This window comes from Paenibacillus sp. Lou8.1 (genome assembly GCF_024213565.1).
Taxonomy (GTDB): Bacteria; Bacillota; Bacilli; order Paenibacillales; family Paenibacillaceae; genus Paenibacillus; species Paenibacillus polymyxa_B.
On record NZ_JANAVN010000018.1, the window covers coordinates 67,916 to 80,994 of the forward strand.

Annotated in this window: 28 protein-coding genes; 25 read left to right on the top strand and 3 right to left on the bottom strand. The window is 41.1% G+C overall.

Translation table 11 applies throughout. The annotated features are described in order from the left end of the window. Positions 1-7: 7 nt before the first annotated feature. On the bottom strand, positions 8-1,492 hold the full coding sequence (locus tag NLX78_RS22680; RefSeq protein WP_254351564.1) for a recombinase family protein: 1,485 nt from the start codon (positions 1,490-1,492) through the stop codon (positions 8-10). Positions 1,493-1,645: 153 nt separating this feature from the next. Here NLX78_RS22680 and NLX78_RS26800 point away from each other — a divergent pair, with 153 nt between their 5' ends. Next, positions 1,646-1,729 (top strand): putative holin-like toxin, encoded by an 84-nt coding sequence (locus NLX78_RS26800; RefSeq protein WP_223822117.1) that lies wholly within the window; start codon positions 1,646-1,648, stop codon positions 1,727-1,729. A 204-nt stretch (positions 1,730-1,933) separates the two neighbouring features. Beyond that, a complete protein-coding gene (locus tag NLX78_RS22685) occupies positions 1,934-2,245 on the top strand; it encodes a hypothetical protein (protein ID WP_254351565.1) in 312 nt (103 codons plus the stop codon). A gap of 228 nt (positions 2,246-2,473) precedes the next feature. On the opposite strand, the gene NLX78_RS22690 is transcribed toward NLX78_RS22685, so the two are convergent. Next, complete coding sequence (locus NLX78_RS22690; RefSeq protein ID WP_254351566.1) at positions 2,474-2,824, bottom strand: helix-turn-helix domain-containing protein; 351 nt, start codon at positions 2,822-2,824, stop codon at positions 2,474-2,476. 166 nt (positions 2,825-2,990) lie between these two features. On the opposite strand from NLX78_RS22690, the gene NLX78_RS22695 reads away from it, so the two are divergent. The 19 genes from NLX78_RS22695 to NLX78_RS22785 all read left to right on the top strand — a co-directional run bounded on the left by NLX78_RS22695 (position 2,991) and on the right by NLX78_RS22785 (position 10,098). Next, positions 2,991-3,221, top strand: a complete 231-nt coding sequence (locus NLX78_RS22695; RefSeq protein ID WP_254351567.1) for a helix-turn-helix transcriptional regulator — start codon at positions 2,991-2,993, stop codon at positions 3,219-3,221. Continuing rightward, positions 3,193-4,122 carry a DUF3102 domain-containing protein gene (locus NLX78_RS22700; protein WP_254351568.1) on the top strand — a complete coding sequence of 310 codons (930 nt, stop codon included), beginning with the start codon at positions 3,193-3,195 and terminating at the stop codon, positions 4,120-4,122. Before NLX78_RS22695 ends, NLX78_RS22700 begins: the two co-directional genes overlap by 29 nt. Beyond that, positions 4,115-4,543, top strand: a complete 429-nt coding sequence (locus NLX78_RS22705) for an ORF6C domain-containing protein (RefSeq protein WP_254351569.1) — start codon at positions 4,115-4,117, stop codon at positions 4,541-4,543. The genes NLX78_RS22700 and NLX78_RS22705 overlap by 8 nt, the downstream gene beginning before the upstream one ends. A 27-nt stretch (positions 4,544-4,570) precedes the next feature. After that, positions 4,571-4,840 carry a hypothetical protein gene (locus NLX78_RS22710; RefSeq protein ID WP_254351570.1) on the top strand — a complete coding sequence of 90 codons (270 nt, stop codon included), beginning with the start codon at positions 4,571-4,573 and terminating at the stop codon, positions 4,838-4,840. 100 nt (positions 4,841-4,940) lie between these two features. After that, positions 4,941-5,093: a hypothetical protein gene (locus tag NLX78_RS22715; RefSeq protein ID WP_254351571.1), complete on the top strand. Its 153-nt coding sequence runs from the start codon at positions 4,941-4,943 to the stop codon at positions 5,091-5,093. Beyond that, positions 5,086-5,316 (top strand): hypothetical protein, encoded by a 231-nt coding sequence (locus tag NLX78_RS22720; RefSeq protein ID WP_254351572.1) that lies wholly within the window; start codon positions 5,086-5,088, stop codon positions 5,314-5,316. Before NLX78_RS22715 ends, NLX78_RS22720 begins: the two co-directional genes overlap by 8 nt. Before the next feature lies 1 nt (position 5,317). Then, positions 5,318-5,527, top strand: coding sequence for a hypothetical protein (locus NLX78_RS22725; RefSeq protein ID WP_254351573.1), 210 nt, complete (start codon positions 5,318-5,320; stop codon positions 5,525-5,527). Continuing rightward, a complete protein-coding gene (locus NLX78_RS22730; protein WP_254351574.1) occupies positions 5,524-5,718 on the top strand; it encodes a hypothetical protein in 195 nt (64 codons plus the stop codon). Before NLX78_RS22725 ends, NLX78_RS22730 begins: the two co-directional genes overlap by 4 nt. A 90-nt stretch (positions 5,719-5,808) precedes the next feature. Further along, the gene (locus tag NLX78_RS22735; RefSeq protein WP_254351575.1) at positions 5,809-6,027 is read left to right on the top strand and encodes a hypothetical protein; all 219 of its coding nucleotides are present in this window, start codon (positions 5,809-5,811) and stop codon (positions 6,025-6,027) included. Then, positions 6,020-6,718 carry an ERF family protein gene (locus NLX78_RS22740; protein WP_254351576.1) on the top strand — a complete coding sequence of 233 codons (699 nt, stop codon included), beginning with the start codon at positions 6,020-6,022 and terminating at the stop codon, positions 6,716-6,718. The genes NLX78_RS22735 and NLX78_RS22740 overlap by 8 nt, the downstream gene beginning before the upstream one ends. 92 nt (positions 6,719-6,810) lie before the next feature. Continuing rightward, on the top strand, positions 6,811-7,224 hold the full coding sequence (locus tag NLX78_RS22745; RefSeq protein WP_254351577.1) for an HNH endonuclease: 414 nt from the start codon (positions 6,811-6,813) through the stop codon (positions 7,222-7,224). Further along, complete coding sequence (locus NLX78_RS22750; RefSeq protein ID WP_254351634.1) at positions 7,224-7,640, top strand: hypothetical protein; 417 nt, start codon at positions 7,224-7,226, stop codon at positions 7,638-7,640. Before NLX78_RS22745 ends, NLX78_RS22750 begins: the two co-directional genes overlap by 1 nt. 86 nt (positions 7,641-7,726) lie before the next feature. Next, positions 7,727-7,981, top strand: coding sequence for a hypothetical protein (locus NLX78_RS22755; protein WP_254351578.1), 255 nt, complete (start codon positions 7,727-7,729; stop codon positions 7,979-7,981). Positions 7,982-8,025: 44 nt separating this feature from the next. Beyond that, positions 8,026-8,307 (top strand): hypothetical protein, encoded by a 282-nt coding sequence (locus tag NLX78_RS22760; protein ID WP_254351579.1) that lies wholly within the window; start codon positions 8,026-8,028, stop codon positions 8,305-8,307. 232 nt (positions 8,308-8,539) lie between these two features. Beyond that, positions 8,540-8,740 (top strand): hypothetical protein, encoded by a 201-nt coding sequence (locus NLX78_RS22765; protein WP_068938620.1) that lies wholly within the window; start codon positions 8,540-8,542, stop codon positions 8,738-8,740. A gap of 47 nt (positions 8,741-8,787) precedes the next feature. Further along, positions 8,788-9,171 (top strand): hypothetical protein, encoded by a 384-nt coding sequence (locus NLX78_RS22770; RefSeq protein ID WP_254351580.1) that lies wholly within the window; start codon positions 8,788-8,790, stop codon positions 9,169-9,171. Positions 9,172-9,219: 48 nt separating this feature from the next. Continuing rightward, the gene (locus NLX78_RS22775) at positions 9,220-9,537 is read left to right on the top strand and encodes a hypothetical protein (RefSeq protein WP_254351581.1); all 318 of its coding nucleotides are present in this window, start codon (positions 9,220-9,222) and stop codon (positions 9,535-9,537) included. Positions 9,538-9,713: 176 nt separating this feature from the next. Beyond that, on the top strand, positions 9,714-9,968 hold the full coding sequence (locus NLX78_RS22780; protein ID WP_274483842.1) for a DUF3310 domain-containing protein: 255 nt from the start codon (positions 9,714-9,716) through the stop codon (positions 9,966-9,968). After that, the gene (locus NLX78_RS22785; protein ID WP_153795528.1) at positions 9,931-10,098 is read left to right on the top strand and encodes a hypothetical protein; all 168 of its coding nucleotides are present in this window, start codon (positions 9,931-9,933) and stop codon (positions 10,096-10,098) included. Before NLX78_RS22780 ends, NLX78_RS22785 begins: the two co-directional genes overlap by 38 nt. Here NLX78_RS22785 and NLX78_RS22790 read toward each other — a convergent pair. Beyond that, positions 10,095-10,307 (bottom strand): helix-turn-helix domain-containing protein, encoded by a 213-nt coding sequence (locus tag NLX78_RS22790; RefSeq protein WP_007428636.1) that lies wholly within the window; start codon positions 10,305-10,307, stop codon positions 10,095-10,097. The two genes, NLX78_RS22785 and NLX78_RS22790, sit on opposite strands and share 4 nt — an antisense overlap. Before the next feature lie 135 nt (positions 10,308-10,442). Here NLX78_RS22790 and NLX78_RS22795 point away from each other — a divergent pair, with 135 nt between their 5' ends. From NLX78_RS22795 to dnaB, 4 genes are read left to right on the top strand one after another with little or no spacing between them, the layout of a single operon-like run. Beyond that, positions 10,443-10,625 carry a hypothetical protein gene (locus NLX78_RS22795; protein WP_254351582.1) on the top strand — a complete coding sequence of 61 codons (183 nt, stop codon included), beginning with the start codon at positions 10,443-10,445 and terminating at the stop codon, positions 10,623-10,625. Between the two features lie 13 nt (positions 10,626-10,638). Continuing rightward, positions 10,639-11,388: a replication protein gene (locus tag NLX78_RS22800; RefSeq protein WP_254351583.1), complete on the top strand. Its 750-nt coding sequence runs from the start codon at positions 10,639-10,641 to the stop codon at positions 11,386-11,388. Beyond that, entirely contained in the window at positions 11,389-11,757 is a 369-nt protein-coding gene (locus tag NLX78_RS22805; RefSeq protein ID WP_142613852.1) for a replicative helicase loader/inhibitor, read from the top strand. Beyond that, entirely contained in the window at positions 11,754-13,043 is a 1,290-nt protein-coding gene (gene dnaB / locus NLX78_RS22810) for a replicative DNA helicase (protein WP_254351584.1), read from the top strand. Before NLX78_RS22805 ends, dnaB begins: the two co-directional genes overlap by 4 nt. The last annotated feature ends 36 nt before the right edge of the window (positions 13,044-13,079 follow it).

Here is a 13,079-nt window from a genome sequence, read left to right on the forward strand (position 1 = left end):
CTATAAATTAATTATAAAGTACCTCACCAATATAAGCATCGAAAAATTTGTTCTTTACGCCTTTAACATTCGTTTCATCTGTATGCAACACTATTTTAGAACACAATGTGAAAATCATATCTTTCTTTTCTTCATCATCCATTTCAGGCCACAATTGATCAAGCTCTTTTAAATCATCGGATTTGGGAACAGCAGACATCATGTTCTTATTTTCAGCCATATGTTTTTTGATTTCTTCTTCAGCTGCATCTTCTTCCATAATACGTTTACGGATCTGATCCTTAGTGATAAGACCTTCCACAAACATGTATTGCCACTTTTCGCGTCGTTCCGCTATTTTTTTTAACTCTTTCTTTGCCAAAGCAATTTCGTCTACTACTTTAATCTCATTATTTTGCATAGTAGCAGCAACTTGTTTAACGGTTTCCTGATCTGTGGTGACTTGCTTAATATACTCCATAAATAGATGCTCCACATGTATCTGTCTAAATGTAGGCATGTCACAGCTTTTATTAGCGTGTTTGTTAGAGCAGATATAATAAGGCGTACGGACAAGGCTTCCATCGGTCCTTTTTCGCTTGTTGGACATCTTACCAAACATAGCTGCTCCACAGCGTCCACAACGCAGCACGCCAGAAAACCAGTAGGTCTGTACACGGCTGAATCCTCCGCTAGTTCTACGTTTCATATATTCTTTTGTTTCTTCATATTCCAGGCGCGTAAAGATAACGGGATGTTCCCCATCACCATACAGACATTTTACTCTGTCATCGCGTCCGTGGTTAACGTAGTTTCCTCCTGGTAGTTTGGAACCCAGCCGCAGGATACCAGCATAAAACGGGTTCTCTAATGTATAAGTTACCGTTGCGGCAGTCCACAGTTTGCCGCGGCGAAGCTTACCTTCACGATTGAGTCTCACTGCAACTGACTGGTAGCCAAGACCGCTCATGTACAACTTACGGGCATAACGGATTATTTCTGCTTCTTCTTCTATTAATTCACTATCTTGTGTGTATCCATAGGGCAGGACTCCACCTGGACGCTTACCTTCTAATATCATTTGCTCTATACCAAACCGCACTCGCTCAGAGATGGTGCCACGTTCCCATTCTGCCATCGCAGCTACGATTGTGATAAAGAGACGCCCCATAGCAGTCGTAGTATCAAATATTTCAGTGGCTGACTTGAACTTTACACTACGCTTATCAAAACGCTTCAAAAGGTCGTGCAGATCGCTTACAGAGCGCGTGAGACGGTCAAGTTTATAAACGAGTACCACGTCAAATTTATGTTCTTCCATGTCCGAAAGCATGCGTTCCATTTCAGGCCGCTTAAGGTCTTTAGCTGACTGTCCTTCATCTATGTAAAAGTCGTGGATTTCCCAGTCTTGAGACGCTGCATAGCTTGTGAGCCTTGTACGTTGTCCTTCAATAGAGAAGCCATCTTCTACTTGCATGTCGGTACTTACCCGGATGTATACTGCTACTCTCATAGTGTGCCTCCTAACTGTCTTACTAGAATTGTAAGGTGTATACTGCAAAATAAAAAGCCCTCTTAACAGAGGACTAATGTGGTATAATCTGGATTGTACGACATAACGGCTATCAAGGGCGGTCGGCTAATCTCCTGTAAAGGGGGTGAAGCCATGGAAGTTAAAGACACGCTGATGTTGATGATTCAATTTGCAACATTGGTGATTCTGATACTTTCTTTCCATAAACGGAAATAGACCGCCCTGTGGTAAGGTCAACGGTCTATTTCGTGATCGCAAACCAAGCCGACCGCTCTTATAGCGGACATGTTGTACAGGGGAGCGGCTGCAACCGTTCCCTTTTTCTATTCTTATGGTATCATACGAAGTTTATACATTGCAATTCAATTTCCAAATGGAATACAATGAAATGAATAGAGGTTCTATTTAGGGGTGAAATTTATGTTTAGAATGGAACGGCGAGGTAAATGGTTTGGCGGCGGTACTAGCTTTCTTTATGTGGACGAATCTACTCATCGAGAGAAAAAGGAACAAGAATACTACATTATCAATGAACAAGAATTTCAAATCATCCGTGTGAGAGATGAACAACAGATAAAAATGATGCATAATTGTTTGTATGGTGCTCAAATGAAGCATCATGAGATAGAATGGTTAGTTAACAACGCGGAATTTGAATATTTCGATAGCGTAGATGAATATATAACCAAAAAACAGGAGTTTTATGATAGTGTCCTACGGGGCGATAAATAAACACAAATAAGCTCTGCTAACCTTAATGGGTCGGCAGAGCTTTTATTCATGGCAATTCAATTACTGATTAAAATTAAAATCCCCAACCTTAAGGCTGGTGCATGCCTCTGTTGGGGATTTTTGCTTACTTACATTGATAAACGAAAATGATCCACTCTTAGGTTGGCACCAGTGTAGGTCACTTCTGGATTCATTTTACCATATCCGTTTATTCAAGCAAGAGCATAGTTAATCATTTTTTTTAAGCCTTTCGATCATATGAGTAATTATTTTTTGTCCTTCTTCGTCTAAAGATTCAAAGTCCTTAAGTAATTTCATTTTATGCTGATCCTCTAATTTTAACTTTAAGTCTTCATCAATTATGTCTGCTTTTTCTAATAATATCTCGTAAGGATATTGGTAAGCTTTAGATAAAAGTTTTAATGTATCAGAAGTAGGTTTTATAGGTTTTTTGCTTCGAAGATCATTTCCTTTTTCTAAAATACTTAAATACGTGTGACTTATTCCAATTCTTTCTGCTGCTTCCCTTAATGACTCTTTTCCTCTGAGATCTCTTAATAAATCCCCTAATTCTGACATTTCAATCCACCTTTTTAATAAAAGTTATCGAAAACAGTGCATTTGTGTAACACTAACTTTACATTATGTTTGACAGGAACTAAAGAAAGTACTGATTTTTTTCTGTAAAACATACTTGACTATTATGTTTAACATGTGTTACATTGTCATCAAGGAGGTGTTACACATGTTAAACAACAAGCTTCGTGAATTCCGTAAAAGGAGAGGGATGTCTGTTGCTGAGTTAGCGAGGAGAGCTAAAACAACTCGTCAGACAATCACTAGTATAGAACTTCACGGACAAGAACCATCGGGTTCGTTACTGATTTTAATCAGTGAAGTGCTAGAAAAAGACCCAAGGGAAATTTTTTTTAATCGACTTGTAACACATGTTGAACAGAACGAGAAAAGTGCATGAAAGAAGTGATTATATGGCGCAACTTTCACTTTCATCAGACTTAATCGAAGTAACTGCTGAAATTAACAGTTTCAAACAAGTTGCTGGACAGGCTGTCTTTGAGATTGGAAAACGATTGAAGCATGTGAAAGACAATGATCTTGTACATGGACAGTGGGAACCTTGGTTGCAATCAATAGATATTGCACCGAGAACAGCAAGAGCATTAATCCAAGCTTATGAACAGTTTGGAAATCGGCAGACGTCTGCCGATTTACCAACCGGGAAAATTTTCGAAATGCTCTCACTTCCAGAATCGATTGACCGTGAAGAATTCACTAAGCAAGCACACGAAATACCCTCAACTGGCGAACAGAAGACAGTTGACGAAATGACCGTTCGTGAGCTTAGAGAAGTGAAGAAAGCACTTCAACAAGCACAAAAGCAAGCCGAAACAGCCAAAAACTCAGCGATTCATTATGAACACCTGTGGCAAGAAGCGAAGAATCAACCTCCTCAAGTCATAGAACGTCCGTTTGAAGTGGTTCCAGATTCTTTGAAAAAGAAAATTGAAAACTTAGAGTTCGAAAACAATGATTTAAGGCACGGTTACAAGAATGCCAAAGAAAAGCTACTGGAGTATGAAGTAAAAGACACTACTGATTTTGATGAAGAGAAGTCTAGAAAACAACTTCACAGACTTCAACTTGATGCAAATTATAACTCCTTGGAAGTTAGAGTTCATATTAATAAGTTTCTCGAAAAAGTGGCTATTTCGAGTTACATGCTGGGTGCTATTGCTTCATCGGATGCCCAAACAAAGAAAAGTCTTCAACAAGGAATACAGATGTTAGAAGAATTCACTAAACAAATAAAAGGTGCCATAAATGGCCGAATCATAGGAGGAAATTCAAATGAGTAAATCCCCACAAGAATCCAACCAAGTTTACAGCTTTCTTCAAAAGTCACTTGCCAATCAACGTGAACAAGGCAATGCAATGGAAGTAATGCTAGATCGGATGATGGTGATCGAGCAAAGTGTAAATCAAACCGCTGCTGAAATTCAGGTGTTTGCAAAAGAATTTAGAGACATAAATAGACTGCTCCCTGCTGAGATTGACGAACTTTATATGGCGGTGGTAGAGAAGTCCACTGAGTTAGCAAAGATACGTCACAAAGAAGCGGAAGAAAATTTCCCAAAAATCGTTGGTAAGTACCGTAAAAATATCTGGAGCAAAATGAAAAAGAAATTTGGAACTAGCAAATACATTCATATAAAACGAATTGATTTTGAACCAGCTCTTTCATTTGTAGAAAATTTTGACCCCGAGAATTATCTATAAAATATTCCCTTAGGAGGATTGCTAAAAATGGACAAACATGAACTAACTCGCAAACAACTAAGAAAGCATTACGAACAATGTCACAAGTCAGCTATGAGCTTTATTGAAATTGTAACGAACGCCGCTGGTGACCAAATGAAAATTGAAGGAATAGAATTTGACCCTAACAATATTTCTGTTGAACAAATCTGCGAACTGGCTGCAAAAAATTTAAACGCTGATGTAATAGATTTGATGCCTGATTATGTTGAGCTTATGGAGTTTGAAAAAATGGTTGTGAGTGTTGATAGACCCTAGTTTCAATCTAGGGTGTCGGCATTAGTGGACACCCTCTATCAACATCTTGATTCATATGTAAGAACAACCACAACCCATTGTACATCTAGGAGGCGTCTACATGAAAGTAAATTCTACCAACGGTGAATTAAAGCAAAATACGCCAGTCCTGAGTGAACGTACACGACTAGAGTTCACCCGCAAAATTATATTGCTTAACCAAAAGTACGGACATCGAGTTACAAACCTGGAGGGAGAGAAGAAAAGTGGCTAAACATCCAAAGGAGATTGAAAACCGAGTAGTTACCCCGTTCCCGTTTAAACGTCCTGAATCGAACAACGCAGTGATTTGCAAGTGCGGCTGCGGCTGTGAGATTCACACGAGCATGGACAGTTATGTAATCATCGACGGTGATTTGTTCCTTGACGATGGATGTGTAACAAATTGGCTCATTAAAGAAGCAGGAGGGCGGCGAGTATATGGTGGGGCTTGCTAACATGACCAGAGCTGAGTACATCGCATATCTGCGAGATCAATCATTCTGGCTCAACCAATTAGCTGATGAAATGGAGGACGGCAGACAGGATAGTCGTTGGGCAGTGGATTTTAACTTGAAACGTCCTGATGTGATTTATGAGAAACGCGCCAAAGTATTGGACGAGCTATTTCACCCAGAAGACAGCAGGGAGGATCAACGCACAGCATGAGTTTTCGCAACATAGACGATATTTTAAAGCATTACGGTTGGGAAGGTGAGGTGAAATACTCGGAGGTGAAGAAAGATGAATCTGACGGATCGCAGGGTGTTTCTGGAGTTGGCAAAGATCGCAAAACAACGCGGAACGCTAACAAAGACGTTGCTGAGGGTGTACCTACGGAACATGGTGATAGCTTATAAAAAAGAAAAAGCCGCCGATGCAACGGCAGCACAATTCATAGCATAAGAAAATTATTAACGTGATTATATCACTGGAATGGAGGATTGGCAATGGTTACTAGATATCGTTATGTACCACAACATAAGAACGGACACTATATAACCATATATTCTGAGCCTACAGAAGATTTTATGAAAGCAGCCCGATTTTCCCGAGAAGATGACTTGAATAACTGGATATTAGGTCGTTATGGTCCTGATGATCCTCAAAACTTTCGGATAGTGCCTATAAAGGTCACGTATGAGTTGGTCGTGATTTCTAATGAGTGAAAAACTTAACCTTTATCAAAAGATAGTTAAGGTTCGCCAAGTTGCTGATAGTTTTTCTAAAGATGCATCTGGTTACGGATATTCCTATGTATCAGGTAATCAAGTGTTATTGAAGATAAAAGATAAGATGAATGAACTCAATCTACTTCTTATCCCATCAACAACTGTAGGAGAGCATCATACACACGCCTATAAAACCTCAAAGGGTAAAGATGCTTTGGACTTTATCGTAAAAGGTAACATGACCTATACCTGGATTAATGGTGATGTGCCAGAAGAAAGAGAGGTTGTGTCGTGGGCTTACTATGGTCAGCAAGATGAAATATCTAAAGCATACGGATCTGGGCTCACATATAGCGAACGGTATTTCTTATTGAAGTGTCTGGGTCTACCTACTGATGAAGATGATCCAGATGCTAAACCTAAGAGGGATTACAAAACATCAAATTCAGAAAATAAAAGTACAAATAACAACGAACAAACAAGATCGAATGATTCCCATTCTAGTGGAAATGGATTTGCTAGTGAAGGGCAAACAAGGATGTTGTACGCCAAATATAAGGCTACTGGATGGCTCGGATTTGGAGAAGTTATTAACTATATAGGATATGAAATTACCAAGTTTGCAGAAGTCCGAGCGGCAGACGTAACCAAGCTTGCTCAGTATCTAGATAAAAACAAGGTGGCGTGACTATGAACAAATATGACCGTGATAATGACCCATTTTACGACGACGGTGGACCAATACCAGAACCTGTTGACGGACCATTTTAGGAGGTAGCTATGGCACTCGCGAAACGCAAGAAACCTATATCGGAGTGGCGCCAGAATATTCTGGCCCACCATAACCGCCGGGAGAAGCCAAAAAAGAAGCGTGCTCCTGTTGATCCAGAAGCTATGAGCAAGGAAAAGGTACGTGCTGCTGTGTCTGAGCGTGATGCATCCGTAGGCGCTCATAATTGCTGCCTATTGAGTGGTAGACCGGGACCGGGATTACACTTGCACCGCATCGTTTACGGCTCACAGGGAGGCAAATACGAGGTAGATAACTGCGTATTGCTCTCATATGACATGCATGCATTGGTACACAGCAATAAGCGAGTATGGCAACCCATATTACTAGACCATATCAAAGCTATGAAATATGCACCTGATATGACTCCAATATATCAAGCGCAGAGAGGACAAACACAGTGATGACCAAAACGAGAAAACCAAGCATCCAGACCTTGGCTAATAAAATAGCAAAAATAGCGAAGGAAAAGGGATTTGTAGTCCAACGATATGATGCCTATTCCACCAGCAGTATCTATCTAAAGCTTGATTATGGAGTTGCAAACAGCATCCGTATAGGTGACCATGCCGGGAAGAAACACCTTTCATATAGATTCAACCTGCTAACCAACATAGATAAAAGCTATGTAGAACATGGTGAATACAAGAAAAACTATTACTGTGTCGATGATTTGGAAAAGTTGATAGACGATATTTCAAGCAACAAAAATGATCAGATCGAAAAGTATGGTGCTCAAAAATACCAGCAGCTTATGAAGAAGAATCAAGTGGAAAATGCAAATAAACGTGGGTTTTGGAGCAAAGCAAAAACAGTATAGCCCCATAGGGGATAAGAAGGAGGGAACAGCCCTCCATAAGGGGGAGAGACACAATGCATCCCCTATACCAAAGGAGAGATGTACAGATGGCAAAACTCAAATTTGAAATGTGGAAATGTCAGACAAAACGAGGGTACATGTCACGTTTTACGGATGGACGCGGCATCAGTACGGATTCATGGTGGGACAGTCCTCAATTAAGCATAGATCATGTTGGCCCAGAATACCTAAAACAACCTCATCGTCACCCGAATACGAGAAATGATAGACATATTAACTTTATTAAAGATAGATACAAAGTCGAGATGGCAAGATTGAAGGCAAGTGAGGGAGAGGCATAACAGCCTCTTACCCTACCCAATCAAATTAAAAGGAGAGAATGAACATGGCAAAAGAAATTTTATGGAGCGAAAATCAGGAATTTGCATACGGAATTAAGGCAGAGTTCATCAACAAGGAAGACTTTATAGCTACTGTAAAGGCCGAGCACGAGGACCTGACAGACGAAGAGTGCGATGTTGTAGATGTTGAGGTATGCACTGGTCTGTACACAGATGAGACGTTAGAGGCTGAAAGGATTATCCTCCTGAAATATACAAATGTGCAGATTGAGAACTGGTATGTTGGACGGATTGCGGAGCCGAAAGAAAGTAATTCGATTGAATAGGGGCCTTCTGGCCTCTTACCCTATACCCCTTAAGGAGCGAACAACTCGGTGGGATAATACACCTCATACGCCGCATAGAGCGGTTTTATACGGATGAAGACGGAGATACAGTATTTGCCCTATACGAAGACATAGATGGATACGTGCATTACAGATACTGCAACTATGATACGGATAAATATACGATGCTGTCACAGGCGTTTGATAAAGAATTTAAGGAGGAAGAACAGTCATGAGCCCCAGCGCAGTCAAGGAAGGTCAGACATACCACAACGGTAAAGGTGAAAAAAGAACGGTAATCTTGATTGGCAATCGTGTTGGTAAAGACGGTGAGCTGTATTACAAGAAAGAACACGTTCGCGGCTGGTACCTTATGACCCTAGTAGGCTTTGCAAGGTGGGCAAAAGGTGAAGTATCAGCATTAGGGGAGTAACCACCAATACAATACGCTCCTGGTTGAGCGTTGGAAGGATGATAGATATGTCGGTAAAGGATATGACAGACCAGCAGATTAATAGGTGGCTTGCAGAATACATGGGATACACCATATCAGAGTACAAAGATAAGTGGGGGTGGCTCATGTGCCCTAACGGAGATAACGTGCATGAGTCATTATTCCCGCTGGATGAGTTATGGGGTTTTGTGCCGGATTACTGCAACAATCCTGCCGCCTCTCTGGAGGTACAGGCAGCAGCAATAGAGTTGGATCGAGTAGCCTATGTAAATAACTTGTATGAGGCATGTTACGAATTTAAACGAGTTAAAGATTCTGTGTGGGATGAAATTAATATAGCATTTTTGCTTAACGCCAGCCCATGCCAAAGGGCAGAAGCTGCCTATTTAACATTATCCAGTCAGGATTAAACCAATACAGGGTGTAGGACCTACACCCACTAAGGGAGGATGAATGGTATGCCGGAAGTATTTAAAATGCCAAAGTATCCATGTGCATTCTGTAAAAAAAGAGAGTCTACCCAGCTATGCGATTTCGTCATTGGGTACAGTTGGACCAGCATGAAAGATGAAAGAGGTCGCCTGATCGGAGGGCAGCATCAGACTTGTAACAACGGAATGTGCAAGGAATGCGCTACGAATTACACGGGATTTGAATTATGCCCTTCTTGTGTGCAGTTGTACAAATTGATTCAGGAAAAGCACGACCGTAGGCCAAATAAATTTCTTGCTGATGTTGCTTTCGGCAGATATGAACCTGGGGAGAAACAACAATGACAGATAAACCGCAAACGCATGTGCAACCTGAACACGCGTCTGGAGACACCCCATGATAAGAGCCTATACCACTATATTAGCAGCTGTACTGTTGTTTATAGGTGTAGTGCAAGTAGATAGGTATATGTTGATTGAGCAGATAGAGCCTAACACATTGATCATAGGGAGAGTTGCCCATGAGTGACGCTATACGCCCGTCTCACTACTCTTTCGGTGGCATTGAACCAATTGACTTCATGCATGCGAAAATGTCTCCTGTGGCTTACAGAGGCTTTCTAGCGGGCAACGTAATTAAATATATTTCTCGCTATGAGCATAAGAATGGATTGGAAGATTTAAAGAAGGCGAGATATTACCTTGATCGTCTCATAAAAGACTCGGAGGAAAGTAAAGATGGCAGCAAACAACGATTACACACTACTGAAGATTGACCTCGCCTATGCTGTAGAGAAGCGAGACGAGGCCGACAGATACGGTAATTATGCGGATGTCATGCACTACGAATGGCAGATAGACCGCATTAAGCAAAAGATGGATCGGTTAGAGCAGAGAGGGGCCTAGTCCTCGTCTGGTACGTACTCCAGTAGCTCACCAATACCAATTTCAAAATAGGCGCAGAGTGCTTCGATGGTGGAATAGTCAATACGGATGTTAGTCCCGTCATATAGACGACCCAAAGCCGGGGCGCTCACGCCAGTTTCCTTAGCTAATTTATTGATACTTCTAATTTTTTTACCCGCCATAAGCATAGGCAAATTACTTTTAATCATCACTTATCACCTATTCCTATCATACGTATAGTAGGCGATAAGTAAACGGTATAAACTAAAATATAACGATAACGTTACAAAATTAACGATAACGTGTTATAATGACGTCAATGAGACTTGAAGGAGTGAATGATAATGGCAGAATACACCAAGACAAAAAACATCCCCTACCGTCTCGATCCGCAGGAACACAAGAGGTTGAAATTATTCTGCGTAGAGCACGGAATACCGATGCAGCAATTTTTGGATAAGGCAGTTAATGAGTACATGAAAAAATGGTCGTGCCACTCAGGTAATCAAGACAAACAAGCGATATAGGCGGTGATCCTATATGGCTGCTCAGCTAGAGAATGGTTACACCCTGATAGCGCATGAATTATTAGAATCACTTTATAAAACAAGGATAAACGGTTCCCAAGCAAATATAATCATGTTCATCTTTAGGTTCACATATGGATTCCATCGAAAAAGCCATGAACTAGGAAATGCATTTATTGCAGAGGGGATGGGTATCCGAAAAGATCAGGTAAAACGAGAGCTTAATAAGCTCATTGATATGAAGATCGTGAAAGTATTTGAGGAAAGTACACACGTTAAAGCGCGAGTGATTGGAATTAATACGAATACTGCAGAATGGGATTCTAACAAAAAAAGTACCCAGGGGGCTAAAAAGACCCCTGGTGACGAAATAGAACCCACTGTGGGGGCTAATCAGTCACCACCCCCAGGGGGCTATTTACCCCCCCAAGATATATATTCTTTTAAAGATAATCTTAAAGATATTACTACTGACGAAAATAATGATTTTGAAAAAGTAAATAAAGAGTACGGACGAATTCATCAATGCATGGGTTTGAAACCATCAGATTGGCCTACGGTTACTGAATTGCTAAGTAAGGGAGTGCAGGCAGACCTGATCATAAATGTTATGGAGGAGAAACACGCTAAAAAGGTTGAAGACGGCGGCAAGGTCCATTCATTTTCCTTTTATACCAATGCCATTAAAGAGAAACATAAAGGTAAAGGAGCAAAAAGCAGTCGCATGTCTATCTTTGATGAATTAGAAAGGGAGTTGGGGTAGATGGAAAAAAGGGAAGCTATTGATATCGTAAAGAAAACAGCAGCGTATTTCCCAAGTTGGAAGATTGATAAATCGGTTGTAGATATTTGGGTGGATAAACTCCAACAATATGACTTTGAAACTGTAATGGCTAACTTGAGCGATTATCTAAGCCTGGGAAAAGACTTCGCTCCTGGCATACCTACTTTAATAAAAGCGAATGAGAGAATTGAAGCTAATAAGGAAATTGAGAGAACGCGTGAGATGATCCGTAGGCAGGATGAAGAACGCAAAGACATACCGAAAGATCCGCCGTGGGTCAGGGAAGGTATAACGCGACAGGCTTGGATGCAGAGGTTATTGGCGGAGAAGCGAGCTGAGGCTCAATGAGCTACTTCAGCTTAGAGGCAGAACAATCTGTACTTGGTTCCATTCTGTTAGCTCCAGATTTGATATACGAGTCTCTACTAATGCCAGATGCATTTTATCACGAGGGTCATAGGGTCATATTTGAAAACATGCTTTCATTACGAGAAGAAAATAAAAAGATAGATGTTGTATCTATAACTTCTCGTATGGGACAGGCCTTGCAGGATGTTGGCGGTATGAGTTATTTGGTTGACCTGAGCAAGTCGGTTCCATCCGTTTCGGACTTCGCTTCACATGAACGTATTGTGAAGGAAAAGCATTTAATGCGAACCGGAATGATTGCTGTCAAAGAAGTATATAGCGGTGGTCATGAAGATCCTACCGAGTTTGCGGCAGAGCTAATGAGTATTGCTGAAAAAATTGGTGACCAGTCTCGTGATAAAGAAGGATTCTCACATATCAAAGATGGGCTCATGAATCACTTCGAGCTTTTGAATGACAAGAAGTACAACGGACAGGCATTGGGAGTCAGTACAGTTGGCACGGAGTTAGACAGGATAACAGGCAAATGGCAGAAGCAGACGCTCAATATAGTGGCTGCAAGACCTTCTATGGGTAAAACAGCCTTCCTCCTAAACAACGCCGTTAGAAACGGTAAGGAGGGCCTTACAGTCGCTATATTCAGCCTAGAGCAGCCTGAGATGCAATTGTATGACCGGATGATAGCCGCAGAGTGCTACATAGACGGTGAGCGCATCCGAACCGGACAACTGAGAGACGACGAATGGGAGACATACACTCTTGGATTATCAGTTCTGACAGAAATGAATGTATTTATAGATGATCGTCCAGGACTGAGTGTCCAAGAAATCCGTGCAGCTGTCAGAAAACTGAAAAAGAGGCATCCAGACTTAATTGTATATATCGACTATCTGCAACTCATAAAAGGTGGCAAGAAGTTCAGCAGCCGCAATGAAGAGGTGGGTTACATCAGTTCCAGCCTTAAGCAGATGGCGCGTGAAAATGATTGTCCAGTTATATCACTAGCTCAGCTCAGCCGTGGAGTGGAGCAGCGTCAGGATAAACGGCCGATGATGAGTGACTTGCGCGAGTCTGGAAACATCGAACAGGACGCGGACACCATATCCTTTTTATATCGGGACGACTATTACAACCGAGATACCGAGAAAAAGAACATTATCGAAATCATTGTAGCCAAGAATCGTGAGGGATCGGTAGGGACAGCAGAAATGATGAACTTAAAGCAATACGGTAAATTCAAAGATTTTGATTATAGACTCCAATAAGAAGGGAAGAAGATAGGGTGAATCGCGATGAATTAA